General features: G+C 32.9%; 19 protein-coding genes. 11 read left to right on the forward strand and 8 right to left on the reverse strand.

Features of this window, described 5'->3' with window-relative positions:
• Positions 1-278: 278 nt before the first annotated feature.
• The 8 genes from gltB to AABM47_RS00655 all read left to right on the forward strand — a co-directional run bounded on the left by gltB (position 279) and on the right by AABM47_RS00655 (position 11250).
• Positions 279-4784 carry a glutamate synthase large subunit gene (gltB, locus tag AABM47_RS00620; protein ID WP_338408984.1) on the forward strand — a complete coding sequence of 1502 codons (4506 nt, stop codon included), beginning with the start codon at positions 279-281 and terminating at the stop codon, positions 4782-4784.
• A 4-nt stretch (positions 4785-4788) separates the two neighbouring features.
• Entirely contained in the window at positions 4789-6255 is a 1467-nt protein-coding gene (locus tag AABM47_RS00625; RefSeq protein ID WP_338408985.1) for a glutamate synthase subunit beta, read from the forward strand.
• A gap of 488 nt (positions 6256-6743) precedes the next feature.
• Positions 6744-7013, forward strand: coding sequence for a hypothetical protein (locus AABM47_RS00630; protein WP_338408986.1), 270 nt, complete (start codon positions 6744-6746; stop codon positions 7011-7013).
• 150 nt (positions 7014-7163) lie between these two features.
• Positions 7164-7499: a DUF6150 family protein gene (locus AABM47_RS00635; protein WP_338408987.1), complete on the forward strand. Its 336-nt coding sequence runs from the start codon at positions 7164-7166 to the stop codon at positions 7497-7499.
• A gap of 784 nt (positions 7500-8283) precedes the next feature.
• Positions 8284-9069: a hypothetical protein gene (locus tag AABM47_RS00640; RefSeq protein ID WP_338408988.1), complete on the forward strand. Its 786-nt coding sequence runs from the start codon at positions 8284-8286 to the stop codon at positions 9067-9069.
• 174 nt (positions 9070-9243) lie between these two features.
• A complete protein-coding gene (locus AABM47_RS00645) occupies positions 9244-9771 on the forward strand; it encodes a hypothetical protein (RefSeq protein ID WP_338408989.1) in 528 nt (175 codons plus the stop codon).
• 158 nt (positions 9772-9929) lie between these two features.
• Positions 9930-10529 carry a CDP-alcohol phosphatidyltransferase family protein gene (locus tag AABM47_RS00650; protein ID WP_338408990.1) on the forward strand — a complete coding sequence of 200 codons (600 nt, stop codon included), beginning with the start codon at positions 9930-9932 and terminating at the stop codon, positions 10527-10529.
• 163 nt (positions 10530-10692) lie between these two features.
• Positions 10693-11250 (forward strand): hypothetical protein, encoded by a 558-nt coding sequence (locus AABM47_RS00655; RefSeq protein WP_338408991.1) that lies wholly within the window; start codon positions 10693-10695, stop codon positions 11248-11250.
• A 690-nt stretch (positions 11251-11940) separates the two neighbouring features.
• Here AABM47_RS00655 and AABM47_RS00660 read toward each other — a convergent pair.
• The 8 genes from AABM47_RS00660 to AABM47_RS00695 form a co-directional block, all read right to left on the reverse strand.
• Positions 11941-13158 carry a hypothetical protein gene (locus AABM47_RS00660; protein WP_338408992.1) on the reverse strand — a complete coding sequence of 406 codons (1218 nt, stop codon included), beginning with the start codon at positions 13156-13158 and terminating at the stop codon, positions 11941-11943.
• Positions 13159-13171: 13 nt separating this feature from the next.
• Positions 13172-14713: a M14 family zinc carboxypeptidase gene (locus tag AABM47_RS00665; protein WP_338408993.1), complete on the reverse strand. Its 1542-nt coding sequence runs from the start codon at positions 14711-14713 to the stop codon at positions 13172-13174.
• Position 14714: 1 nt separating this feature from the next.
• Positions 14715-16019 (reverse strand): porin, encoded by a 1305-nt coding sequence (locus AABM47_RS00670; protein WP_338408994.1) that lies wholly within the window; start codon positions 16017-16019, stop codon positions 14715-14717.
• Between the two features lie 26 nt (positions 16020-16045).
• Positions 16046-17185: a beta-aspartyl-peptidase gene (gene iadA / locus AABM47_RS00675; RefSeq protein ID WP_338408995.1), complete on the reverse strand. Its 1140-nt coding sequence runs from the start codon at positions 17183-17185 to the stop codon at positions 16046-16048.
• 3 nt (positions 17186-17188) lie between these two features.
• A complete protein-coding gene (dcuC, locus tag AABM47_RS00680) occupies positions 17189-18556 on the reverse strand; it encodes a C4-dicarboxylate transporter DcuC (protein ID WP_338408996.1) in 1368 nt (455 codons plus the stop codon).
• Between the two features lie 16 nt (positions 18557-18572).
• On the reverse strand, positions 18573-19595 hold the full coding sequence (locus tag AABM47_RS00685; RefSeq protein WP_338408997.1) for a lamin tail domain-containing protein: 1023 nt from the start codon (positions 19593-19595) through the stop codon (positions 18573-18575).
• Between the two features lie 29 nt (positions 19596-19624).
• Positions 19625-21307 carry a T9SS type A sorting domain-containing protein gene (locus AABM47_RS00690; protein ID WP_338408998.1) on the reverse strand — a complete coding sequence of 561 codons (1683 nt, stop codon included), beginning with the start codon at positions 21305-21307 and terminating at the stop codon, positions 19625-19627.
• Positions 21308-21421: 114 nt separating this feature from the next.
• Entirely contained in the window at positions 21422-22921 is a 1500-nt protein-coding gene (locus AABM47_RS00695; protein ID WP_338408999.1) for a PLP-dependent aminotransferase family protein, read from the reverse strand.
• An 83-nt stretch (positions 22922-23004) separates the two neighbouring features.
• On the opposite strand from AABM47_RS00695, the gene AABM47_RS00700 reads away from it, so the two are divergent.
• The 3 genes from AABM47_RS00700 to AABM47_RS00710 all read left to right on the forward strand — a co-directional run.
• Positions 23005-23934, forward strand: a complete 930-nt coding sequence (locus tag AABM47_RS00700) for a hypothetical protein (protein ID WP_338409000.1) — start codon at positions 23005-23007, stop codon at positions 23932-23934.
• Positions 23935-23946: 12 nt separating this feature from the next.
• The gene (locus AABM47_RS00705; RefSeq protein WP_338409001.1) at positions 23947-25389 is read left to right on the forward strand and encodes a DASS family sodium-coupled anion symporter; all 1443 of its coding nucleotides are present in this window, start codon (positions 23947-23949) and stop codon (positions 25387-25389) included.
• A gap of 1060 nt (positions 25390-26449) precedes the next feature.
• Positions 26450-26968, forward strand: a 519-nt coding sequence (locus AABM47_RS00710; RefSeq protein WP_338409002.1) for a TlpA disulfide reductase family protein, incomplete at its 3' end; no start/stop codon positions are given.

Raw genomic sequence — 26968 nt, forward strand, 5'->3', positions numbered from 1 at the left:
TATGTAATTTTTTGATTATTTGAAATTTAGATTTTTAAATTTTCTTGTTTCAGATTAAACTATTTCAGTTTTTTTAACAATTTACATGAAAATACATGTGAAAAGAAAATTATATAATTGAATAATTGACAAAATACAGGTTAATAAAATACATAATCGTCATTCAAGTTGGCTTAAAATTTTAATTTCGAAAAAGTTTATTGCAGGTTTTTATTGCCTATTTGTTTGTCGTATTTTAGCATAGTACAGAAGAAAAAAAATAATAAAAATTGACTATTATGCTAAAAAAACAAGGCTTGTATTTGCCCGAATTTGAACATGACAATTGTGGCGCAGGATTTATATGCAGTTTAAAAGGCAATAAGTCAAACACTATTATTCATAAAGCTTTAGAAATATTAGAAAAACTAGAGCACAGAGGCGCTGTCAGCAGTGACGGAAAAACGGGAGACGGCGCAGGAATACTCATTGACATACCACATGAGTTTTTTGTAAAAAATTGCACCTTCGTTTTACCTGAATTTGGATCCTACGCTGTTAGCAATGTTTTTTTGCCCCAAAAAGAAAACCAACGCAAATATTGTATAGAAAAGTTTGAAGCCTATTTAACAAATCAAGGCTTGGATATTTTAGGATGGAGAGATGTACCCGTTGATTCTTCTGTAATTGGTAAAATTGCTGCAGAATCTGAACCTTTTGTAAAACAAATTTTTATTGGTAAAACCGATAAAAAGCAAACCGACTTTGCCTTTAATTTAAAGTTATTTACAGCTCGTAAACAAGCTGAACATTTTATATATAATTCAAAATTATCTGAAAGCGGTCGTTTTTACTTGCCTAGTTTATCAACTAAAATTATTATTTTTAAAGGTCTGCTTATTCCAGAAGACATAAAACTATATTACACAGACTTACAAGATCCTTCTTTGGTTACTCGATTGGCTTTGGTTCATCAACGCTTTTCAACCAATACATTTCCTACATGGGATTTGGCACAACCTTTTAGATACATGTGTCATAATGGCGAAATCAATACCCTTCGAGGCAATGTAACGCGCACTCTTTCGCGCCAAGAATTGATGGAAAGCGAATGGTTTGGTGAAGAAATTAAAAGTATTTTTCCCATAATTCTTCCAGGAAAATCAGACTCGGCTCAAATGGACATGGTTGTTGAGCTCTTGTTAATGACAGAACGATCTTTACCTGAAGTAATGATGATGCTGGTTCCTGAAGCTTGGGAAAAAAACCCAGAAATGTCTGAAACCAAAAGAGCCTTTTATGAATACAATTCGTGTATAATGGAACCATGGGACGGCCCTGCTTCTATTCCTTTTACAGATGGAAACTATATTGGAGCTGTTTTAGACAGAAATGGATTAAGACCATCAAGATACACCGTTACAAAAGATGGCTTTGTTATCATGTCATCAGAAACGGGTGTGATTGAAATTGAACCTAAAAACATTGAAAAACACGGACGTTTGGAGCCCGGAAAAATGTTTTTAGTAGACATGAATCAAGGGCGAATTATAAACGATGAAGAAATTAAAGAAGCTATCGTTTCCAAACATCCTTACAAAAAATGGTTGAATAAAAATTTAGTACATCTAAAAGATATTCCTGCAAAAAAAGGTGTTATTGTGCATCAAGAAGATGCTTTAGAAAAACGCCAGGTAGTATTTGGCTATACCGAAGAAGATTTGCGAATCATCATACAGCCCATGGCGCAAACAGGCAAAGAGCCAATTGGCTCAATGGGTAACGATTCGCCAATTGCAATTCTTTCAAAAAAACCACAGTTAATATACAATTACTTCAAACAACTTTTTGCACAAGTTACTAATCCCCCTTTAGATGGTATTCGTGAAATGCTTATTACAGACATCAGTTTAACATTAGGCAAAGACATCAACATTTTTAAAATAAACGAAGAACAATGTAGAAAACTTAAAATTCAAAATCCTGTTATTTCGATGCATGATTTAGATAAAATAAAAAACTACACATCCAATCCTAATTTTGTTGTTGCCAGCATTCCTATTTTGTACGAAGTAGATAAAGGTTTAAACGAATTGGAGTTTGCTTTAGAAAATTTAGTCAAAAAAGCTTCAAAAATTATTGACGAAGGCGGAAACATCATTATACTATCTGACCGAGGCGTCAATGAAAAATTAGCTCCGATTCCGGCATTATTAGCTTGTTCATATGTAAATCATGAATTATACAAAATAGGAAAACGCGCCAAGGTAAGTTTGATTATTGAGTCTGCAGAACCAAGAGAAGTGCATCATTTTGCCTTATTATTTGGCTATGGTGCAAGTGCCATTAACCCTTATATTGTAAACGAAATTGTTTACAATCAAGTTGAAGCAAAAGATATTGAAAATATAGCCTATTTAGACGCTGTAAAAAATTACAACAAAGCTATTGGAACGGGTGTTTTAAAAGTAATGAACAAAATTGGAATCTCTACATTAAATTCATACAGAGGAGCACAGTTGTTTGAATGCATTGGTTTAAACACCAAAGTAGTAAACGAATATTTTCCGAATACGGTAACCCGAATTCAAGGTATTGGTTTACGCGAAATTGAAAAAGAAATTTTTAAAAGACACAAAAGAGCATATAAAACAGATGCCATTGAAGGCGATTTAAGTTTAGATTTTGGAGGACTATATAAGTGGAGACGCGATGGCGAAAAACATTTATTTAACCCTTTAACCATTGCAAAACTACAAGAATCGGTTCGAGAAAATAAACACAGCTCGTACAAAGAATATGCAGACCTGGTAAACGAGCAAACCAAACAACTGATGACCATCAGAGGCTTATTTGAATTTGATAATTTTGACCCTATACCCTTAGATGAAGTTGAGCCTTGGACCGAAATTGTAAAACGTTTCAAAACAGGGGCTATGTCTTATGGATCGATCAGCAAAGAAGCTCATGAAAACTTAGCTGTTGCCATGAACCGAATTGGCGGAAAAAGCAATTCGGGTGAAGGTGGTGAGGATGAAGAACGCTTTTACAAAGATCCAAACGGCGATTGGAAAAACTCTGCCATCAAGCAAGTGGCTTCAGGCCGTTTTGGAGTAACTTCAAACTACCTAACCAATGCATCAGAAATTCAAATAAAAATGGCACAAGGAGCAAAACCTGGCGAAGGGGGTCAATTGCCTGGGGCTAAAGTAAATCCTGATATCGCTAAAACAAGAAATTCAACACCTTATGTAGGATTGATTTCGCCACCTCCACATCACGACATCTATTCTATTGAAGATTTGTCGCAATTAATTTACGATTTAAAATCAGCCAATAGAGAAGCTCGTATTAATGTAAAATTAGTTTCAGAAGTAGGAATAGGAACTGTAGCAGCTGGGGTTGCCAAAGCAAAAGGCGATGTTATTTTGATTTCTGGCCACGATGGTGGCACAGGCGCTACACCTTTAACCTCACAAAAACACGCAGGCCTACCTTGGGAATTAGGCTTAGCAGAAGCCCAGCAAACCTTGGTAATGAATAATTTAAGAAACAGGGTGGTTTTAGAATGTGATGGCCAGCTTAAAACAGGTCGTGATGTTGCAATTGCCTGTTTGTTAGGAGCAGAAGAGTTTGGTTTTGCAACAGCACCTTTAGTTGCTTCGGGTTGTATTATGATGCGTGCTTGTCATTTAAATACTTGCCCCGTTGGTATTGCAACTCAAAACCCCGAACTGCGTAAAAAATTTAAAGGTAAACCTGAACATGTTGTAAACTTCATGTATTTCATAGCGCAAGAATTAAGAGATATTATGGCCCAACTTGGCTTTAGAACAGTTAATGAAATGGTGGGCCAAGTACAAAAATTAAATCGAAACAAAACAATCAATTTTTATAAAGCAAACGGTTTAGATTTATCGCCTATTTTGCATAAAATTGAGGTTCCACAGGGTACTAAATTATACAACACAGAAAAGCAAAATCATGATTTAGAAAAAGCATTAGATTTTAAAATTATGAAACTAGCACATCCAGCTATTTTTAGAAAAGAAAAAATTGTTATTGAATCTAAGATCAATAATATGGATCGTGCTTTTGGAGCTATTATCAGCAACGAAATCTCTAAAATATACGGCGCACAAGGCTTGCCAAATAATACCCTAAAAGTTAACTTTACAGGCTCGGCAGGTCAAAGTTTTGCTGCTTTTTCTACAAAAGGGCTAACCCTTGTAATCAACGGAAACGCAAATGATTATTTAGGAAAAGGATTATCGGGGGCAAAAATTGTGGTAAAAGTACCTGATGAAGCAACTCTGATTCCTGAAGAAAATGTTATTATAGGCAACGTAGCCTTATATGGGGCAACATCTGGAGAAGTATATATTAATGGAAAAGCAGGCGAGCGATTTTGCGTAAGAAACTCAGGAGCAATTGCCGTTGTAGAGGGCATTGGTGATCATGGCTGTGAGTATATGACAGGCGGAGTTGCTGTAGTTTTAGGTGAGGTAGGTCGAAATTTTGGTGCAGGTATGAGTGGCGGAGTTGCTTACATTTATGATACCCGTAACACCTTTCACAAAAATTGCAATACTGAAGGTTTAAATTTGGATCGGGTTGTAATACCCGAAGACCTAGCAGAATTGAAGCAGCTGATCATCAATCACTATGATGCAACTGGCAGCCCGCAGGCACAACGCATATTAGAAAATTGGAAAAAAGAGCTGACTCAATTTATTAAAGTATTGCCCGAAGAATACAAACAAGCCTTAATTAGAATAGAAGAAGAAAATAAAATAACAGTTTAAGATCATGGGAAAAATAACAGGATTTTTAGAAATTGAACGACAAAACGAAACGTACGAAAAAGTTGAAGATCGACTAAAAAACTATAAAGAATTCAGCATTTCATTAGAAGAGAAAGACCTTAAAAATCAAGGAGCTCGTTGCATGGATTGTGGTGTTCCGTTTTGCCACAGCGGTTGCCCTTTGGGCAATCTAATTCCCGATTTTAATGACCATGTATACAAAGGACGGTGGAAAGAAGCTGCAAAAGTGCTTCATGCAACCAACAATTTTCCTGAATTTACAGGGCGCTTATGTCCTGCTCCATGTGAAGAAGCTTGTGTATTAGGCATTAACGAAGACCCTGTTTCCATTGAAAATATTGAAAAAAACATTGTAGAAAAAGCCTTTGAAGAAGGCTGGATAACCGCACAACCACCTGCTGCTCGAACAGGCAAAAAAGTTGCTGTTGTAGGATCTGGTCCATCTGGGCTAGCAGCTGCACAACAACTAAACAGAGCAGGACACTGGGTAACTGTTTTTGAAAGAGACGCCAAAGTAGGGGGCCTATTGCGATATGGAATACCCGATTTTAAATTGCAAAAAAATATTATTGACCGACGTATTGAGGTGTTAAAAGAAGAAGGAATTGTTTTTAAAACCCATGCGCATGTGGGCAAAAACATACGTGTAGAAACCCTAAAAAGCGATTTTGATGCTATTGCCTTGTGTGGTGGTGCAGCTGTAAAAAGAGCAATTTCAATAAAAGGATCGCATTTAAAAGGCGTGGTACAAGCCATGGATTTTTTAAAACAAAACAACCAACGTGTTGACGGGTTAAATGCTATTAAAGATGAAATTTTAGCCAGCGGCAAAAATGTAATTGTTATTGGTGGTGGCGACACGGGTTCTGATTGCATAGGAACATCAAACCGACAAGGAGCAAAATCGGTAAACAACTTTGAAATATTAAGCAAACCAAGCGAGGGCAGACCTGCACATCAGCCTTGGCCCTATTGGCCTATGAGATTGCGCAGCAGCTCATCACATAAAGAAGGTGTAGAGCGCTTTTTTAGCATTTCTACCAAAGAATTTATAGGAGATACAAACGGAAATTTAATAGGCTTAAAAACAGCAGAAGTAGAATGGGTTTATAAAAAAGGAGAGCGCCCAGAACTAGTGGAAGTGGCTGATACCGAAAAAACATGGGATTGCGAATTGGCTTTACTAGCCTTGGGATTTACAGGTTCCGAAAAAACCTTGGCCGATCAATTTGGTCTCGAAATGGATTTTAGAACCAACATACAAGCCAGCGAAAAAAATTATGCAACCAATATAAGCGGAATTTTTGCTGCTGGCGACATGCGCAGAGGTCAATCGTTGATTGTTTGGGCAATTTCAGAAGGCAGGCAAGCAGCACATCATGTAGACCGCTATTTAATGGGCCACTCTAATTTACCCTTAAAAGGCGCTGGTGATTTGCCAAGGATATAAAACGGAACTCTTTTTGTTTTGGCAATTTTTAATAGTAGTCCGTTATTATGGTATGTTGACAAAAGTTGTATACATTTGACGATATATACTGGTTAGCAAAAACTGCTGAACTTACTTAGGCTCAATAAAAGTTATTTCAGATTCTGAATTTTAATAAATCAAATTAATAATATTATGCACATACAAATAACGGAAACTGAGTATGATTTTTTTAAAATTATTTTCTCTGTACTAATAGGAATGTTTGGAAAATCAATTTTCGACTGTTTTAAAACATTCAGATAAAACAAAAAAATAGAAATTTTGTTATTGATTATTTAAAATCTGCCGAAAAAGTATTTCCTTTACTAATATTAGAATACATTAGACTTAAAGAATATATTAATAAAGATAATGTTGAAAATGAGACAGGAATAATAAAGATTAAATTATTTGAAGACTTTAACACTGATATACTAAAAAGCATAACTTTTCCTAACTACTATAAATTGTTTAATAAGAAAGCTCTTTTGATTTATGATATTTATCACATTACAAATATTTTGAAAGATGCCTTGCCTTATGAAATGGGAAACAAATATTTCGAAATAGAAAAAAATCATTATTCTAAGCTTCATAAAGATGAAGATAAACACAAAGCTTTTAATAATTGTGAAAATTGTGAATTTCAAAGAAAATTATTAACAGAAAACATTGACATGAAATTGAATGAGGTAAATATATTAAAAGACAAAGTTTCTCTCTTCTTAAAGAGTTAAAGAAAAAAATTGGCTCACCTTTTTTTCTTGCTTACTGTCTATAATAGCAGTATTTCTTACAAATATATACTTACTTTGGAAATTTAAAAAATTTCAACTAATTGGGTGGGCAGTAGATAAAAACGGAACGAAACAAAAAAAGCTTATAACATGAAACATTCTTTAATATACCTTTTAGTACTTTTTTTTTCGAGCTATACATTTGCTCAAAAGGTATTCTCTGTTGAATACGAAAATCAAGCAGACGTAAAAGTTTTTGTTGTAAAGTATAAAAATCAAGCTGATTTAAATGTTTACAAAGTAAAATACGATAACCAAACAGGAGACAATGAGGGAAAGTGGTTTTTTACAGACTATGTGAATCAAGCAAAAAAGAAAATTTATTTTGTTAAATATGAAAATCAAGCGACCTTGAAAATATATTTTGTCGAATATGCAAATCAAGCAGGTTGGAATAAAAATGAAAAGAAACATCTAATGTATTAAAATTAGCCCATAACAATGGCGATACATAATTAAGTTTAAAGTACTGATATAAAAAATTAAATTAAATAAACGATAGCCAAACGGAAAGTATGGCGCCTTAAAAACGCAACAAAACATATACAAACACGTTTGCTGCAAGCTGAAAAAAACTAATAAAAAAAAAGATTACAAATGGAAAAGGTGAAAACGGAGAATTAATTGGAACAGCTGTATTCGGGACTGAAAAAATGCCTACTGAATTACAATTTTACTCAATTGACGGAGAATCGGACATTACTGAAATGCCGAAAATTGGCACTCTGAAATCTATGAATGAAAATCTAACTGAATGATAAAATATTTCTATTTAGCTAAGTAATAAACCGAAACGAAAGTGCATATTTACTGCCCAACTTTTCTTATACTAGACGTTAGCAGCATTTTATTTGCAAACGAGTAAAAATGAAACTAATTTTTAAATTATATGAATAAGTTTATAAAAACATTTCGGATTCTCTTAATAGTAATTCTCTCATTAGTTATAATTTTGATTTTATATTTTGTAATAGATAGATATATTTTCAATCCACGAATTAAAGGAATAAGTCCTGTGGATATTAAAAATATTTTGACTTATTTAATAGTACCATTGTCAGTTTCAATCTTAATAATTTGGTTTATTGAGAAAGGACGAAAACAATAAAAAAAACTTAAGAAGTGTATAATTAATGGCTAGTTATCGCCTACTTATAAAAAAAACGCAACAAAACATATACAAACACGTTTACTGCAAGCTGACAAAAAAATGATAGAAAAAGAAAACAACACTAAAAATTTAAAATTTTATTCTCAAAAAGCAATTGGAATCGCAACCTTTATTGGCGGGCCATTAGCCGCAGGATATTTAATACAACAAAATTATATAAGCTTAAACAAACCTGATCAAGGAAAGAAATCTCTACTAATTGGGATAGTTACAACCATAATTTTATTTGGTGGAATATTTATGATTCCTGATAACATTATTGATAAAGTTCCAAATCAAATTTTACCTTTAATTTATACAGGAATTATTTATTTGATTGTTGAAAAAATTCACGGAAAAATACTAAACAAACATAAAAAAAATGAAAATGAGTTCTTTTCAAGATGGAAAGCAGCAGCAATTGGATTAATCGCATTGGCTGTATTATCAATCGGAATATTTGGATATGTATTTCTTTCGCCTGATACTGCTGAATACGAAGCATATGACACTCAACTTGCTGAATTTTCAAAAAATGAAACAGAGACTTTATTATTTTACGACAAAATAAATACTGAAACAAGTTATTCTCTTCTTAAAGAATTAAACAATAACACAATTCCAAAATGGGAGGAGAATATTGAAATTATTAAAAAGGCAAATGATATTGAAAACTTAACTTCTGAATTATTACAGCAAAACATAATATTGCTAAAGTATTCGGAATTAAGATTAAAAGCATTTAAATTGTTCAAAAAAGCGATTAGTGAAGATACTGAAAAATATTCTCAAGAATTAGAACAAATTCATTCAGAAATTGATCAACAACTCGAGAAATTGAATTAAATACGCTTGCCAACACTGCCTATATTCAATAGCGCTTTTTGGGATAACACCCAAAGTTGCTTTTGTATTTATAAAGTTTAGGCAATCAAACCTATATTTTATCTATATTTGTTATGGTCTGTCTTAAATAACAAGTCGCTGATGCAAAGCCCAAAACGGTGGCAAACATTAAAAATGAAAAACACAAAATTAACAGGGATATTTATGCTTTTAATTTCAATCTCTGTTTGCGGACAAACAAAGAAGTGGAATAATTTAAAGAAAGTTAATTACACCATAAATTATCCAAACGAATGGGAATTAAATGAATCTGGTCAGATGGGTTCAGAATTCATTCTTTTAAGCCCATTAAGTTCCAATAACGACAACTTTAAAGAAAATATTAATTTAATTATTCAAGATTTAAGTGCATATAATCTTGATCTTAATAAATATGTAGAAATTTCAGAAAATCAAATTAAAACTTTGATTACTGAAGGAAAAATAATAACAAGCGAACGTGTAAATAAAAATGGTAAAGAATTTCAAAAAGTGATCTATACAGGAAAACAAGGGATTTTTAACTTACAATATGAACAATATTATTGGGTAAAAAATAATAAAGCGTTCATATTAACATTGACTTGTAAACAGTCTGAATACTCAGGCTATAAAAGTATAGGTGAACAAATTTTAAATAGTTTCGAATTCAAAACAAACTAATTACAACAGTTGTATAATTCATATTGGGTTCATTAATCTAAAAAGGTCAAAGCTTTTTATTGGCAGCGCCAAATTGCAAATTTGGCAAAGAGATAAAACAAAAATGCAGCACTTTTAAGTTGCTACAATATATTCACTAATCGTTAGCAAAAATTAAAATGAACATTCCAACAGCATTAATACTATTCCGACTTTTACTTGCTCCAATTATATTGGCGTTGGCATATTTTATAGGTGAAAGCTCCAAAACACTAATTTTAATACTTATGTATCTTGGTTTGGTATCCGACATTCTTGATGGAATAATAGCTCGAAAGCAAAATATCTCTTCTGCAAAACTGAGAAGAATGGACAGTCAAACTGATATGATATTTTGGTTATCAATTGGATTTGCTACTTGGATTTTATATCCACAACTGATTGCTGACAATTCAATTGTTATTTGTACAATTCTCGTAATGGAAGTTGCTTGTTATGCGATTAGCATTATAAAATTTAAAAAAGAAACTTGTACCCACGCATTTCTGTCAAAACTATGGGGAATAACTTTGTTAATCGCTTTTACCTCCTTAATCGGCTATAATCACGCTGGAGTTCCATTCACATTAGCTATAATTATGGGATTGATTTCGCATGTTGACCGAATTTTAATAACTTTAATTTTACCAAAATGGACTCACGACATACCAAGTGCCTACCACGCATATTTGATAAGAAAAGGAATTAAGTTTAAGCGAAATGAATATTTAAACGGATAAATAACGACAGCCCGACACCCTAAAAAATAATTGCTCGTTTTATTCAATTTACAAAAGTCCTTGCTGACTTTCTCTCTGTGATTTATTTGCTAAAGTAGAAGCTTAAAATACATAAAAAAATCATAGACAAACCTTTAGCCATTAACAAAAAAAATGAAAAAAAATGAAATCTGAAAAACATATCACTTCAGGAAAACGAACTGCCTTAATATCGTTCATTATAGGAACTCTAATTTTTGTGTTTTACTTTGTTACTTCAAACAGCGATTTATTGTTTATCGGATACGGATTTATAGTTGTTGCAGGAATTACAAATTTGATAATTTTAATAGCAATTTTAATTAAATCAAATTCAGACTTGGCCAATCGCAAAAGACTTTTAAAAACAGGCAGATTGATGCTTATTAATCTACCGATGATGTTCCTTTTTATTTGGCTGACACTACTTTTAATTGGAAATATGCGAATAACGTTCACTAACTCAACTCAAAACAAACTAACAGACATTAAAATTGTAGGATGCCAAACTGAACATATTTTAGAATTAAAACCTAATGAAAGCAAAACTGTTTGGGTAAAAATTACGGGAGATTGCTCTATAAGCTTGGAATATTTGGAAAACGGAACATTAAAAACAGAAACCGTTGCTGGATATGTGACAAGCGGAATGGGAAAAAAAATGAAACACAAAATTGACGGAAAAGATAAAGACATTATATAAGTAAAAATACATTTGACGTTAAGTGGTAATATCAAAATATTAATATAGGTATGAAGAAGGAAAAGAAAAAAGCATCTCTTTGGTTTGATATCGGGATTGGGATTTTATTTTCTGGATTTACAATTGTTATATTCATTATGATTTATATCAGCGAAAGTCCGAATAAGATTTTAGGTTATGGATTTGTAGCTCTTTTTGGATTTATTAGTTATCTATATCTGACTACTGCACTTTACAGAAAAAAATATTGAGAAATCAGTGAGGGTATTAAGGCAAATATTGTTAACGGAAAACTGATTTTAATAAATGACACGAAAAAAACAAACCAAAAAATTGAAAATAAAAATGTAAAAAAAGTGGAATTATATTATTCTTGGAATACAAACCCATTCTCATCTGATTTAGGTTACTCAAAAATTACGCTGAATAACAACTCAAAGGTGTTTTTAGTTTCGGACACCATTAATCTATGGGAAATTAGAACACTTTTTAAAACTAAAGTGAGTATTGAAAAAAATCGATTTATGAATAAACTGAAATAAACCTACATTTTAACTCTAAACAAAAAAAGAAGCCACTGAGTGTTTGCCCCAAGACTTCTTGTTTATTTATGGCTTAAAATCTGCTAACACTAGTTTAAACTACTAATAAGGCAATTTTTTATTGACATTTAACTGCTTCAGTTTTTTTTTAAAACCCAATTTGCATTACAAATTCACCCACAGTTGTCTTAGCCAAATTTCCGTTTTCAATAGAAGTTAGGGCTGCTTGTATTTTTATATTATTAGATTTAAAGTACTTTGTAATTCCAAAAGTATAACTGTTTGAATCGGGTAATAACGAATTTAAATTTGTTGCAAATTCGGGTTTCGTATTTTCGTATCTCAAGTCAAAACTTAATCCTTTTGCGGTTACATAACCGGCCTGAACACTGTAGCTTTCGCCTAGTACTAAAAATTCACTTATTTGAGTTGGAGCTAATATTTGGTTTGCTGCAGCGTCTAAATACTGCATGTCTAAATTGCTAGCACTTGCATCTGCATATTCTGCTAAAAATGAAAACCCATTGTATTTAAGTAATACATCAGCAAAAACTTGCTCATAATCTGTTAAATTGTTTTGTCCGGATGCGTCATAAAACATAAAGTCGGCATGGCCTTCACCTACTGCATTACTAGCGCCTTTATTTCGGCTTGTTGCAGCTCCAATTAATACTTTTAGGCTTTTTTCGTGGGCTAAATCAGCTGTAAACTTATCATTCCCATCTGTGAAATACCCCAACGGAAAAACGTCTAAACGAGCTCCAATTTTTAAACCACCTAAGTCTGAATCTCTAGAGTCTGCCCCAAATGAATTTCTACCATCTCCAGATGTAACAGCAAACTGAGGAACAAAACCTATTTTTTTACCAAATTTACTTTCCACAAAAAAACCAAATTCACGACCTGTGTTGCTATACAAACCACTGACCCTACTTCGTTCTGTAAACTGCAATTTATCCTCTCTATACATCATTTCTCGGTTGTTAAGAAACGTCTGTTTTTGACCTCCTGTTAAAGTTAACCAACTGTAGGGATGATAGGCTATCCAAGCATCCAAAAGTGGCTTTGCTTGACTGAAATCGCTTTGAATTAAAAAACTTATTTTTTCTTTTGCGGCTTTACCGCTCAATATGAAGTAAGCGCGTTTTGCATTAAAATTATGCACATCATCTTGCCCTTCTGTTTTTTCAAAAGAAACACTTGGTTGCATAAAACCATTGATATTAAATTCATAAGCCCCTTCATTAAATACAAAATTTAATCCTTTATCGTCTAATTTAAAATCGGCAGTATTTATTGATTTTTGCTCTTGAGCAATACCGTTATAGAGGTATAAAAACATAGCTAGACTAAGTAATTTTTTCATAATTGGTTTCATTTTAGTTCTTTTTAGGTAATCTGTAAATTGGTAAATTTTGGTTTAATTCTGTTTTTAATACGCCAAAACTCACAAAACTATTAGGCGCTTCAGGCTCTAATACTTCTGTTAAGACAGGTGCATTTTTTTGATGTGTTGAAATGATGTATGTGCCCTTTAAAAAAAGAATATTTTTTTCTGATAAATTTGTTTCTACAGTTTGAAGAATCATTTTTTCATAAGGCATGTTGTTTTTTTTATAGGAAACAACCGTATAACACTCAACATCATATGCAGTATCTTCTTGAAGAGTTTCTACATGAACACCCAATATTTTTAATTTTGTAATAAGCGCCTCTTGGTTTGGGCTAATTAAATAAGCCTCTGGAAGATTTCTTGATAATTTTGGTATAGATTTTAAGGCATCACGGGTAGTAATTTCAAAATCTAAAATTTCATAAGTATCCAAATCAATTACTTGTATGGTGTCTTTATAGATCTTTCGAGTGCTTGTTATTGTTATTTGCTTTGCTTTGTTTTGTGCTTTTATAATTTCTTTTTTGAGCAATGCAGCATGATCATAAGCCGTTTTTAAATATGACATTCCTATTAAAAAAGTAGTATTTATTCGTCTTTTATATGAAGTTCTTCCAATGTCTACACCGCGAACCTCTATTAAGGTAGAAATACTATTGGTTAAAGCATAAGAAGTAGCACTTGAACGCGAATTAGTTGATCCTTGATTGAAAACAATATCTCCTTGTAGCTCATCTGTTGTAACATAGTTGTGATGCGATAATTTATTTTGATCCATTACATCTCGTGCCTTTTGAACAAATAAAGAGTCGGTAAGGGTACGCATATTTTGGGGTACATTTAGGTTTCCCGAATATAAAAACATCACGTCATAGTAGCCCGCAATACCAAAATTTCCCAACTTTGAAAAATCTTTTCTATAGGCTTTGTATTCGTGAAAATCAAGAGCCACTTCTGGCTTAAAATTTGAAAAAGTTTGTTTTAATAAAATGCTTTCTGGAGCCATTAGCTTGGTTTGATCTCGGTTTAAATCGAGTCCGTTTGCTGCATAACGGTCTTGTTTTAAATATCCGTCAATGTTTGCCATTGGAATTACAGCCAGCTCTATTTTATCAAGCAAATAGCTGTTTTCAGTATTTGTTAATAGCGTGTGCAGCAAATACAATAATCCTTCAGAACTACCAGGTTCATTGCCGTGTAAGCCTCCCTGCATCCAAACTTTAGTTTTTTCTTGTTTCGAATTTGGATTTGTTAGGCTAACCAATGGTATGTTTTTTCCTTTTTGACTTTCACCAATATAACTAATGGTAACGTAGTCTGAATGATTGGTTTTTAATTCGTTTAAAAAAGAAATTAATTCTTCGTAATTTGTAAAACCTTTGTCTTTTTTTAAAGCTGGAGTTACATTTTGTATGAGTTCGTTATCTGGAAAATAGCGTTGCGTAATTTTTTTGGATTGCGGGTTTATTTGCGCTAAGCCATGCATAGCATACAAAAAAGAGAAAATAAAAATATAGCTTTGTTTCATTTTATAAAGAAAAAGTTAGCATTAATCTTCCCATCCATTCATTACTGTCAATTGGAATTCCGGCATTGTTATTTATGCCGTCACTACCATCCACATAGGTTAGAGAAGCTTGAATTTTTGCTCCATAATTTCGAGCCAAATATTTACTTAATCCTACAGTATAGTAGTTTGGTCTGTTGTAAAAAGTAGCATTATTTAAAAAAGAACTTGCATCTGCTTTTAAGTGTGTATATCGTCCATCTACAGAAATACCGTTTTTAAACAGGTAACCCAATTGAAAATTATAACCTGTTCCAAGCATCATTCTTCCTTTTACATAAGACTCCATGTTTTGAATCCCATTGACATCAAATGTTGTAGAAGTAGATCCATCAACTCGTACACGTTGTGTAATGTTTGAAGGTACAGAAGCTGTTGTTTTTATATATTCACCCAAGGCCGAAAACCCGTAGTATTTAAATAAAAAATCTACTCCATATTTTGTAAAATCGGGCAAAGACTCTTGATTGGCATCATTTAAATACAAAATGGTTCCACTTTCTCTACCTCTTCTACTGCTCATGCCTTTGTTTAAACTATAATTTACTCCTATTATAAATTTTGGTGTGCGTTCTCTAACTACATCAGCTTGTCTAAACTGACCCAAATTGGTAAACAATCCAAAAGGAAGAAAATCTACTCGTCCACCCACTTTTAATCCTCCATGGTCTTTGCCAACTACGTTGCCGCCATCTCCATTTGTAAGCACTAAATAGGGTCTTAAGTTTGAATTGGCTCCTGTTTTAAAGTTACCTTGAGCAAAAAAGCCAAACTCTCTTATGGAAGCAAAAGCAGAAGTTAACCTGCTTCTTTCCACCAACTGAAGAGCATTGGAATTCATGAATAACTCCCTATTATCTGTGTAGGTAGCCCTTTGTCCAAAGGCTATGTTTATTTTTTTTGTAACATCATAAGAAATGTATGCATCCATAAGATAATTTCCAACAGCATCTTCGGTTTCTGAAGACCCGCTTAAATCAATTTGTAGGCGATAGCTGAATCTTTTGTTGCTGGAGTTTCCGTCAATCCTAAGTCGTGAACGGCGCATTCTAAACCTGTTGTTTGCGTCTTCTGCTTGATCATTTGAAAAGGTTTTGCTTTCAAAATAGGGCTGTAAATAAGCACTTATTTTTAGTTCTTTGCCATCTGTAGTTTTAAAATTTAACCCTTCGCCAAACGAATACGAATCCAATTGAATGGTTTGAGAATATACTTCTGGCAGTGTAAATAAAAGCCAAAATGCTGCAACTATTTTTAAAAATTTCATATGTATATTAATTTTTTAAGCTATTATTAAAACACTCCTTTTACTATTAATTCAGAATTTTTCATCATGTGTTGTCCTCTTGCAAAAACATCTTGCAATTTAAAATCTTTGTCAAAGGCACATAAATCTGCGTCGAATCCTACTTCTATTTTTCCTTTTGATTGTAGACCTAAATTTTTTGCAGGATTTGTAGTGATTATTTTTAAAGCATCTTCAATAGCAAGACCGCCCTTTTGTATCAACTCAATAACCTGAAAAAGGTTTTGGTCAATGGCTGCTTTTTTTACACCTATGTTTTTACCCTTTTCATCGAATAACGAAAGACCCGCATTTCCATCAGAACTAAACGTCATTTTATCAATAGAGACACCTTGTTCTAAAGCATATAAAACCATTTTATAAGGATCTGTATATTTTGAGGCACCTGAAGTAATATCTATGATACCCCCTAGTTTTGCAAACTCAATAGCTTGGTCAAATAGTTCTTTCGTTCGACCCACATGGGTTGGCGAAATATGTTCTATAGGGAATTGATAGGTGTTAACAAGTTCAAAAAGCAAATCCATTTTTGTATGAAGGTTGCCTAGGTGAACATGAAGAATTCCTTTTTTATTTGCTATAGAACCCCCTACGCGCACATCTCTAAGTTTTCTTAGTAATTCTAGAGCAGTTGGATAAGACGAACGAATATCGCTAATGGCTATTTTGCAACCTATTACTTTGTCAATAAAAATCATGTCACCTTGTATACTATCTGTAATAGTAACCGTATCGACACCATAATAACCACAAAACATATAAGCAGAAATACCTTCTTGCTCTAAAGATTTAACTTTACTATAAAGCGATCTAATGCTTCGGGCTGTTCCGTCTGTTCCCAAAAGTCCCACAACAGTTGTTGAGCCACATAAAATAAGCTCATTCATAGATATTTCTGGAGTCATAGACGAATAACCATCTTTACCACCTGCACCATTAACATGTATATGCTGGTCAATAAAACCTGGGGTTACTATTTTACCCTCAGCATCCCAAACTGTTGCTTGATTTGAAAATTCATTTAAATTGTTTTCTAGGGCCACAATTTTTTCTCCAGCTATTAAAATGTCTTTTTTGCCCAAATAATTTGGAGCATAAACCTCAGCATTTTTTATTAGTTTTAACATAAATTATATAAATTGATAACAAAGCATAATAAACATTGCTACTATTAGTGGAATTAAATTTCTTTTAACTATTTCAAGTGTTGAAACACCTGCAATTTCTGCAACTGCAATAAGCACACCTGCCACGGGGGAAACCGTTCGCCCCATAGATGCAGATAATTGCATGGGTAAAATCATAGAAGTACTGCTTACTCCTAGTTTAGCTGCTATTTTTGGTACTAGAGGACCAAAGGCAAAAAATGCTGCATTACCACTACCCATAAGCATAGAGGCTAAAAAAATCATGATAGTCATTACTATACTTACGCCTACGGCATTTAATCCTAAATTTAAGGACAACGATAATAAACCTTCAATAAAGCCTAAGCTTATAAGTCCTTTTGCAAAAATATCTGCTGCAATTATTAAGGTTACTACGCTTTTAAAAATATTACCCATTCCGTCCCAAAATGTTTTTAATGAATTGAAAACGAAACGAATGTCTTTGGTTCTAATGAGTTCAAATAAAACAGCAATAAATAAACTTATAAGCATTGCAGTTGTAGTATCTAAAGTAATTGGAACTTCAAAAAAGTTGAATAATTTTGAAAAAACCAACAATAATATGATCGGTATAACGGGTATAATGGCATAAATTATAGGTGCTGTTATTGTTTTTTCTTGTACTTCAATTTTGCTTTGAGTGTCTAAACTTTTAGCATCAAAATACTTATTTACAAAATAATAGCTAATCGTTAAAGACACACTTAAAATGGAGGCCAAAACAATTTGATGATTTAAAAAAAAAGAAACGATATCTAATTTTACAATACTTGATGCGCTGGCCGTAATAGCCGAAGCGGGTCCAATGCCTAAAGCTGTACTGGCCGTAATAACAGACACAGCAGAAATTCTACTGACTCCTAAGTTTATTAAAATAGGGAAAAGAGAAGCCATTAACAGTAATCCTAAGCCTGCTGCAGAGGGTATTGCAATAAATAAAACTTGACTTATTGGAATAACTAAAGAAGCGGCCAAATAGGGATGTTTTTTAAATAATTTTAAGGGCTTCATGGCAACATAAACCAAACAATTTGAAGCGCCAATTTTGTCAATATAAGCTACAAATCCGCCAATAGCCATAATCATCAAACCCACATTTGAGTTTGTATTTGCAAATGATTCTTTTATGTATTTAAAAAGATCAAAACCAGAAAAACCAGACGAATCTGATAATTCTGGCATTTTATAATTTAATATAAAAGAAAATGATAGCATTATTAAACCTGAAAACAACAATACTGCATGAGGATTGTATTTCTTAAGCAACAATCGAGTTGTTATCAAAATACAAGCTAATGATAACAAAGAACCAATAATACTACTATTCATTTTTTATTTTTAAAAATTAAAAAGAAGATCCGTCTATTTTTTTTCCTGGAGAAAATAAAGCACCATTAGATTCTATTATGGTTGAATGTTGAACAAAGTCTCCCGATAAATCAGGATTTCTGGTATAGGACTCATCAGGGTTTGCAGACAGTGTTGCAGAATCAAAAACTAGAACTACAGTACCCGTTGCGTCTTGAACCGTAATAAGATCTCCCGAATTTGATATGTTAATTTGTCCGCCAGTTGCTGTTTGAACTATTGCTCCACCAAAATTTCCCGTTGGATTTCCTCCGCCAAAAACCACAATAACACCATTTGCAGGCACTACTGTTCCGGCTAAAAAAACATGTCGAGGGGTATTGTTTGCCAAAGCAGTTGCATCAAAAATTTTGTAACCGCTTATGTCTAAAGCTATACCTGAATTATAAAACTCTATAAACTCATCTTCGTTTGCTTCTCGAGTGCCATCTCCATTAGCATCACCCAAAAGGGTTGCTTCAGGATCATAATGAACTTCGTTTATAAGGAAACCCAAGTAAGGGCAACCATTATTTGCAATTTCACCAGCTACTGTTGGGCAATTATCATCTGAATCTGGAACACCATCATTGTCTGAATCTGTGTCATCGTCTAATACTTCAATTGAAATTTGGTAACTGCCTATTTGAATAAAGCTGCTGCTGTTTTCGATAGTAATAGTAACCGTTTCTATACTTTCTGTATTTGAATCATTGATGCCTGTTAAAACAACTTCTGCTTGAGATGCTCCTTTTTCAATAACCAATTGAGAAGAGGAAACTGCATAATCACTGTCCAAAATTGCCGTTCCTGTTAGTGTTAATGGTATTATTATTTGCTTTGTTGCAGTCGCATTTAGTTTTGCACTTATTGTGATACTACCTCCATTTTCACTTAAGGTTAACGCACTTGATTTAAATTCAATTAACGTTGGATTGATGTCATCAGTGGTGCAACTTGCCAATAAAAAAGCAATACAAACAAAACATGACAATTTTACAAACATGGTTTTAAGACTCATTTTGTTAATAATTTTAAGTTATGGATATTTTATTTTACAAGAAACTTAGATGTAAATGTTTTGGCATCTGCTGTTACTTTTACAATATAAAAACCTTGATTTATTTGGCTTATATTTAGGCTGTTTGAAGCCGTATTTTGTTCAAAAACTAATCTACCATTAACATCGTAAATTGTGATGTTTTTTAAACCATCTATGTTAAAATTAATTTGACCATCTTTCACTGGATTTGGATAAATTGAAAATTCAGAATTAACAAACGTATTAGATGATAAAAGGGAGAAAGAAGCTATTTCCCAACCTGTAAGCTCTGTATTACTTCCTAACCAATTGGCAACATTTCCAACTAAGACTATTATTTCATTTTTAGTTAATCCTGCTAATGGATAAACCGTTTCATTAAAATATATGTTGTCAAATTCGTCATTATCAGCTGTTGAAGCACCTACAGATACTGCAGTAGTTCCGTCTGTTAAACCTGATGGCAATCCAGTATTTGTAGTAGCAGTAGCATCATACCAACTTAAACTGCTTGAATTTACAGCAAAAATAAAATTTGGATTTGGAAAAGGATTTGTCATCACGTTATCCCAAACATTTGGCGCAGTAGCTTGAAAAACAATAATTTGATCTCCAGAAGCAGACAATCCCCATGAATTACCATAAATTGAGGTAATAACCGACCCATCAGTAGGTAAAACAAAACTACCTTCTGTAGCGGCATCTTCTTCAACTGTAATTACAGTTCCTGCAGTTATAGCTGTTGGCGCCGTATACTTAAGCACACCCTCTGATAAATCATCATTTCTCCATGAATTAGTAGCAGATATCCATCCAGATTCTGTAAAATATATAACAGTTCCTGCGGCTAAATCTACTAAAGGAATGAATTGAAATCTATCATTTGCATCAGCAATTAATGACGTAACTACAACATCACCAGGTGCTAAAAAAGTAGAAACTGGGCAACTCGCAAAAACATCACTTCCGTGTTTACCGGCTGCATGAATTCTATTGGCATAGGCAGAGCCATCTGTATTGATCAAAACCCCATCATTTGAACAAGTCAAAAGATCTTCAATAGAAGATGTGGTCAAATTATTCCATTTGTATTCAAAAGCTTGAGTAGGCAATACAACAGCTGTATAGGTTCCGTCTCCATTGTCTTTTGCTTTAGGCCCATGATATTGTGACCAACTGTTTTGACTGTAATCCATAACTACGTTTTGTCCCGCAGTACCCGTAGACACAGTAAGCTGAGAATAACCAACTGACTTTTGTCTAACAGAACCAAAAAAATACGTTTTTGCAATCCAAGTTGTTCCATCAGCATGAACTGAACGGTTACCATATGAAGAATAGTCTGTAACTACTGCTTCATTTGTAGGAACTCCAACCAAGATAGCCTCGTTTAAACCACCACCGCCTACAATAGGCCCTAGGTTTTCTTGAGAATCACCACCTGCAGTGTAATAAATTTTCCATACATATTCAATTACTTCTGTAGAAGTACCTACAAAGTCAAATGACCAAGTGGTGCCTGTTGCTCCACCTATTTGCGTTGCAGCAACTTCTGACCAACTGCCTCCAAAATTGTGAACAATGTTAACAACCCCTTCAGGCATTTCGGATGCATCAACAGTAACCGTAATGTTTTGTGAATAAGTCAAGACTGAAAAAAGAATTGATAATAAAAAGTAAATTTTTTTCATAATTATATGTTTAAATAGTTAATATTTATATAATTATAAAATTAATTAAAAGAACACAGTATGAAAGATACCAGTTTATAAAAAAAAACAATACCAATTTGAAAACTAATTAATTCAGATGATATCACCCATTTTTTTTATTTCCTTTTTCATTAAGTTTGAACGAATGGAAGCGTATCCAAAAATTAAGCCTTGTCTTTTTGAAATTCCGATATAACATTTACTTAATGAAAATGCGGTAATATTAATTTGGTTTAATTTGGCTATAATATCAAGTTCAAATTTTTCACCTACTGCTTCTTTAAAGTATGCTACAACATGAAAACTTGAAAATGATTTTGATTCGATATACATGGATTTACATTCTTTTTCAAATTCTGTCAAAAATAAATCATGTCGCACCCTAGCGGTTTCAATACAATTTTTAACATGTTGATATAAATAATTTTTTTCAATAAACTGATTCATTACTGTTTGAATCGATGGTGAAATAAAACGATGAGAATGTTCTTGAAGCCCCTCTACAACATCAATTAAATAGCTGGGCACAATCATATAACCCAAACGAATAGAAGGGTGTAATAATCTGTTAAAGGTGCCTATGTAAATCGTTCGATCTTCGGTATCTAAACTGTATATGGTAGGCATGGTACTTGTGGTATTGGCTATTTCATTTTCATAATCATTTTCAATAATTAAAGCTTTATTTGCAGAAGCCCAATGCACTAATTCTGTTCTTCTTTTCAAACTCATTTTAGTACCCAACGGATAATGATTGGAAGGCGTTACGTGTATGAGTTTTGGCTTTTTATGAATAAAACTATTCATGTCTTTTATCATAATGCCTTGATCATCTATGTCAATAGGAATTAAATTTGCTTGTGAACTTTTAAATACAGAATGCACATTAGGAAACAAAGGGTTTTCTAAAATTACCGAATCGTTTTTATCTATCAATGTATTTGCAATCAAATACAAAGATTGTAACGATCCCGAAACAATTATTATATGTTCTGAGTTGCAGCTAATATTTCTACTTACCTTTAAGTAATTACTGATACTTGTTTTTAACTCTTTTAGACCTGTTGATTGAGAATATGATAACCCCGAAGATTTTACATGACGCCAGTAGGTATTTAATAATTTTTTCCATTGATGAACAGGAAAAACATCAATGGGAGGCAAACCAGGCTTAAAAGCTAAATTGTTTGTTGTTAATCTATTTAATAAAGAAATATTTTCAAGATAGGCTTGTCCTTTGCCAGAAATTGCTGGATATAGATCTTGATTTGTGTTGTTTAAATTTACGTTTTGCTTTTTGGTGATGGCCACATTATCATAGGAAACCCTATAACCTGAACCCGTTTTAGAGCTAATTGTTTTTTCGAGCAATAACAACTCATAGGCCTTAATTACTGTGGTGCGCGATAAAAGTAATTCATTGGCTAATATTCGTGTAGAGGGCAACAGCCAATCATTTGGAAATTCATTGTTTTCAATACACGTTTTCATAGCCCTATATATAACAATGTATTTGTTAAAAGGTTTTATGTTTTTTTGACGTTCGTATTCTTTTTGAATTCTGTGTATAGCAAAATCATGATTGGTATTCATTTTTTAAAATAATTGGTATGACAAATATATTTATAATTCCTATTAATTTGTATGTTATTATAGTAAATGTAAAAAAAATATAAATGAAATATATTAAATTTAAAAATAAAGGTTTATTTATCATATTTGTATTTGCATTTAACTTTTGTAGCACAAAAGACGATTTTAATAGCGATCAAAACATTCTGTTAAACAGCTTAACCACCGGCAGTGGCTTATTTAGCTATAGCTATACAACAGCTGGGTATGCTAAAACTATAAATGTTTATTATTTTATTCCAGAAAACAAAACAGACACAAGTCCTGTTTTATTTGTTTTTCATGGGTCAGACAGAAACGCAAAAGACTACAGAAACACGATGATTACAAAAGCAACTGCCTTGGGTTTTATTGTTATTGCGCCCGAGTTTTCTAATGTAAATTTTCCGGGCGGTGATGCTTATAATTTAGGCAACGTTTTTATAGACGGAGACAACCCATCGGCAGCCACCATAAATGCAGAAGACAGATGGACTTTTTCAATTATAGAACCCTTATTTGATCATATAAAAACCCACATAAACAACACAAATTTTACCTATAATATATACGGACATTCTGCAGGCGGACAATTTGTCCATCGTTTTATGATGTTTAAACCCAATGCTCGAGTAAACAAAGCAGTAGTATCGGGTTCGGGATGGTATACTTTTCCAAACAATGTGGTATTTCCGTATGGGCTTAATGAAAGTTCGCTTGAAAACCTTGATCTGCCTGTCTTTTTTTCTAAAAAAGTATGTGTTCAAGTAGGCGCAAATGATGATAACCCAAATGATGCAGGCCTTAGGCATAATGTCTTTGCCGATGCACAAGGATTAAACCGAAAGGAGCGCGCAATTGCATATTTTCAATTTTGCCAAGCGCAGGCATTTACAAGCGGCAGTACTTTTCAATGGAGTTTTCACTTGATCGATAATGCCGATCACAACTATATAAACGCATCTGAAAATGCAGTACATTTAATTTTTAATTAAAATAAAATACACATGACGAGTACAAAGAAAAAAATAGGTTTATTTTTAGGTCCAATTTTGTTTATTTTAATTAAATTATTTTTTCATCCTGAAGGATTAAATGATGCCTCAAACGGCATTTTAGCCGCTACGCTTTGGATTGCCATTTGGTGGATTACAGAGCCTATCCCTATTCCTATAACCTCATTATTACCCATTGTCATTTTTCCGTTAAGCGGTGGGTTGTCGTTAGCTGCCACTACAGCGTCATATGGGCATAAATACATCTTTTTATTTTTTGGGGGGTTTATATTAGCCATCGCCATAGAAAAATGGAATTTACACAAACGCATTGCTCTTCGTATAATTCAACTAGTAGGCAGCAATATGAATCGTATTATACTGGGTTTTATGGTTGCCACTGCTTTTTTATCGATGTGGATTTCCAATACCGCAACTGCAGTTATGATATTACCCGTTGGATTAGCTGTTATAGCCCAACTGAATAATAATCCTAAAACCAAGCAAAATGAAAACGCACTTTTTGGCAAAGCACTTATGCTGGCTATAGCTTATAGCGCCTCTATAGGTGGCATGGCAACCCTAATAGGCACCCCGCCTAATTTGGTTTTGGCCGGCATTGTTGAAAAAGCATACCACACAGAAATAACCTTTTTGCAGTGGTTTACTTTTGGATTGCCCTTAAGCATTGTATTACTCTATATTTGCTGGATATACCTTACAAAATTTGCTTTTAAATTTGATCAAAAAGAATTTCCTGGAGGCAAACAAGAAATTCAAAATCAATTGCAAAAATTAGGAAAAATAGGCTATCAAGAAAAAGTACTTCTGTTCGTTTTTTTGAGCACCGCGACAGCTTGGATTACACGCTCTTTTTTATTAGCCAAATGGCTGCCTGCAATTGACGACACCATTATTGCGGTGCTGAGTGCTGTGGTATTATTTATCATTCCCAGCAAAAAAAATAACGAAGCCTTAATGACCTGGAAAGATGCCACTACACTCCCTTGGGGCATTTTACTTTTGTTTGGCGGAGGCATGGCGCTAGCCCTTGGTTTTGAAACGAGCGGTTTGGCCTTATGGATAGGCAATCACATGAGCCTGTTAGAGGGCGTTTCGGTTTTGGTGTTGGTATTGGCTTTAGTGGTTTGTGTTAATTTTTTAACCGAAATAACCTCTAACATGGCCACAACGGCTATGCTGCTGCCCGTGTTGGTTTCATTAGCAGGCCTTTTAAACGTTCATCCTTACATTTTATTGGTTAGTGCTACTTTGGCGGCTTCTTGTGCATTTATGCTTCCTGTGGCAACACCACCCAATGCAGTGGTGTTTGGATCTGGGTATTTAAAAATAGAAGATATGATCAAAAATGGTTTTTGGATGAACATCATCTCTATACTTATTATTACTATTTTTGGCTATTACATATTGCCTTTGGTTTGGAATTTAAATTAAGTAGCAAACAAGCACAAATGGACATATAAACCTTTTTTTAATTGATTAAGCTAACTATTTTTTTTTAATAAAACACAAGCCATTGTAATCACTTAACCTTTGACAAACATGAGTAAAAGTACAATTTTGAAAACTATTCAATTTACTATTTAGATTATAAACCCTAAAATAAGGTGTTTGCATTTTAAAAAGCGAGCGCAATTGACTTATTTTCAAACCAACCATTAGGTTTTATTGAATAATTTAATTAAAAAGTGAAATAACAATATTATTTATTGCTTTTTCAAAAGCATAATTTGTTTTATATAAGTAAGTTAGAAATTTTTATTTCCATAATTTTCTATCCTTTTTTATTGTTACGCTATCCCTTTATAGAATATAACAATAATTAGCTCTTAAAATATTTAATAAATTATTACAAATTATCATTTATAAATTAAAATTACATTTTAAATAAAGTTTTACTGCTATCTTATAAAGCAATTTTAACGATTTGTACTAATTTATTTATATATTTGAAACAACAAAAAAGTATGACGTTTGTCATACATGTCTACCTCATATTGGGTGGCTATGTATGATTTTGTCATACATATATACAAGTTATGAGCAATTGAGCGCTCGAAACCTGATAAATAGCCTAAAAATTTGTAGAAAATCTAGAGTTTAGCATCGGAAAAAGAATTTATTTTTTCGACAAGCCTTGCAAAAGAGATTTGCTGAAAATGTATTTTCAAAGCGAATACGCTAAAAGGCTTGCTAAAGTTATAAGAAAAAAATGAGAAAGTCAAGCTTTTTTTAATCTTAACTGGTTAAACTCTAGATTTTAGCGAAATTATATAGTCTAAGATTTTAAAAAACTGCTCCTATCCGTCCGGCTGGATAAGATCAATATTTTAAAATCATTTATCTATTTTTCTTACAGCTCAACTGTTCCTATTTTTCTTATCTTAGCAGAGAAGAAATAACAGCACATAACACGGGCTAAGCCTAATGCTGCCCCAAAAGGCAGTACTAGGCCTAGCCCGATACCGTTAGCCACAATTAAAACCCATAAACTATGAAAATATTAACGACAACATTTTTATTACTAATTTCTTTTTATTCTTATTGCCAAACAGAATATTATACAACTGATGGAAAAAACAGAATTACAAAATCAGAGGCAGAGGAAATGTTAATTAAACAGGTTGACAAAATGACCAAAATACTCGGAAAACAGTTATTTGGAAGTTTGACAATTGAGAATACCGAAACAAAAAAGGATTCTATAATTTCTAAAATATCTTTTGCCATTAGTGACAAAAAGAAAGACAGCTTAATTAATTCTGGACCATTATCTGAATTTAAAGACAAGGAATTCCCAAAATTTGACTTAAAGACTTTAGCAGATAAAAACTTTAATTCCGAAAAACTAATAGGCAAACCAACTATGATTAATTTTTGGTTTACAAGATGTGCACCTTGTATTGACGAAATGCCTGTTTTGAATAAAATAAAAGAAAAGTACAGAGATGACTTTAATTTTATTGCCATTACATACGAGAAAAAGGAAGATGTTGAAAAATTTCTTAAAAAA

The organism is uncultured Flavobacterium sp., assembly GCF_963925415.1.
In the GTDB taxonomy this organism is placed as follows: domain Bacteria; phylum Bacteroidota; class Bacteroidia; order Flavobacteriales; family Flavobacteriaceae; genus Flavobacterium.

Bases quoted from the DNA above. Each gene is read 5' to 3' on its own strand.
- gltB (WP_338408984.1), top strand. From the start codon at position 279: ATGCTAAAAAAACAAGGCTTGTATTTGCCCGAATTTGAACATGACAAT.
- AABM47_RS00625 (WP_338408985.1), top strand. From the start codon at position 4,789: ATGGGAAAAATAACAGGATTTTTAGAAATTGAACGACAAAACGAAACG.
- AABM47_RS00635 (WP_338408987.1), top strand. From the start codon at position 7,164: ATGAAACATTCTTTAATATACCTTTTAGTACTTTTTTTTTCGAGCTAT.
- AABM47_RS00640 (WP_338408988.1), top strand. From the start codon at position 8,284: ATGATAGAAAAAGAAAACAACACTAAAAATTTAAAATTTTATTCTCAA.
- AABM47_RS00645 (WP_338408989.1), top strand. From the start codon at position 9,244: ATGAAAAACACAAAATTAACAGGGATATTTATGCTTTTAATTTCAATC.
- AABM47_RS00650 (WP_338408990.1), top strand. From the start codon at position 9,930: ATGAACATTCCAACAGCATTAATACTATTCCGACTTTTACTTGCTCCA.
- AABM47_RS00655 (WP_338408991.1), top strand. From the start codon at position 10,693: ATGAAATCTGAAAAACATATCACTTCAGGAAAACGAACTGCCTTAATA.
- AABM47_RS00660 (WP_338408992.1), bottom strand. From the start codon at position 13,158: ATGAAAAAATTACTTAGTCTAGCTATGTTTTTATACCTCTATAACGGT.
- AABM47_RS00665 (WP_338408993.1), bottom strand. From the start codon at position 14,713: ATGAAACAAAGCTATATTTTTATTTTCTCTTTTTTGTATGCTATGCAT.
- AABM47_RS00670 (WP_338408994.1), bottom strand. From the start codon at position 16,019: ATGAAATTTTTAAAAATAGTTGCAGCATTTTGGCTTTTATTTACACTG.
- iadA (WP_338408995.1), bottom strand. From the start codon at position 17,185: ATGTTAAAACTAATAAAAAATGCTGAGGTTTATGCTCCAAATTATTTG.
- dcuC (WP_338408996.1), bottom strand. From the start codon at position 18,556: ATGAATAGTAGTATTATTGGTTCTTTGTTATCATTAGCTTGTATTTTG.
- AABM47_RS00685 (WP_338408997.1), bottom strand. From the start codon at position 19,595: ATGAGTCTTAAAACCATGTTTGTAAAATTGTCATGTTTTGTTTGTATT.
- AABM47_RS00690 (WP_338408998.1), bottom strand. From the start codon at position 21,307: ATGAAAAAAATTTACTTTTTATTATCAATTCTTTTTTCAGTCTTGACT.
- AABM47_RS00695 (WP_338408999.1), bottom strand. From the start codon at position 22,921: ATGAATACCAATCATGATTTTGCTATACACAGAATTCAAAAAGAATAC.
- AABM47_RS00700 (WP_338409000.1), top strand. From the start codon at position 23,005: ATGAAATATATTAAATTTAAAAATAAAGGTTTATTTATCATATTTGTA.
- AABM47_RS00705 (WP_338409001.1), top strand. From the start codon at position 23,947: ATGACGAGTACAAAGAAAAAAATAGGTTTATTTTTAGGTCCAATTTTG.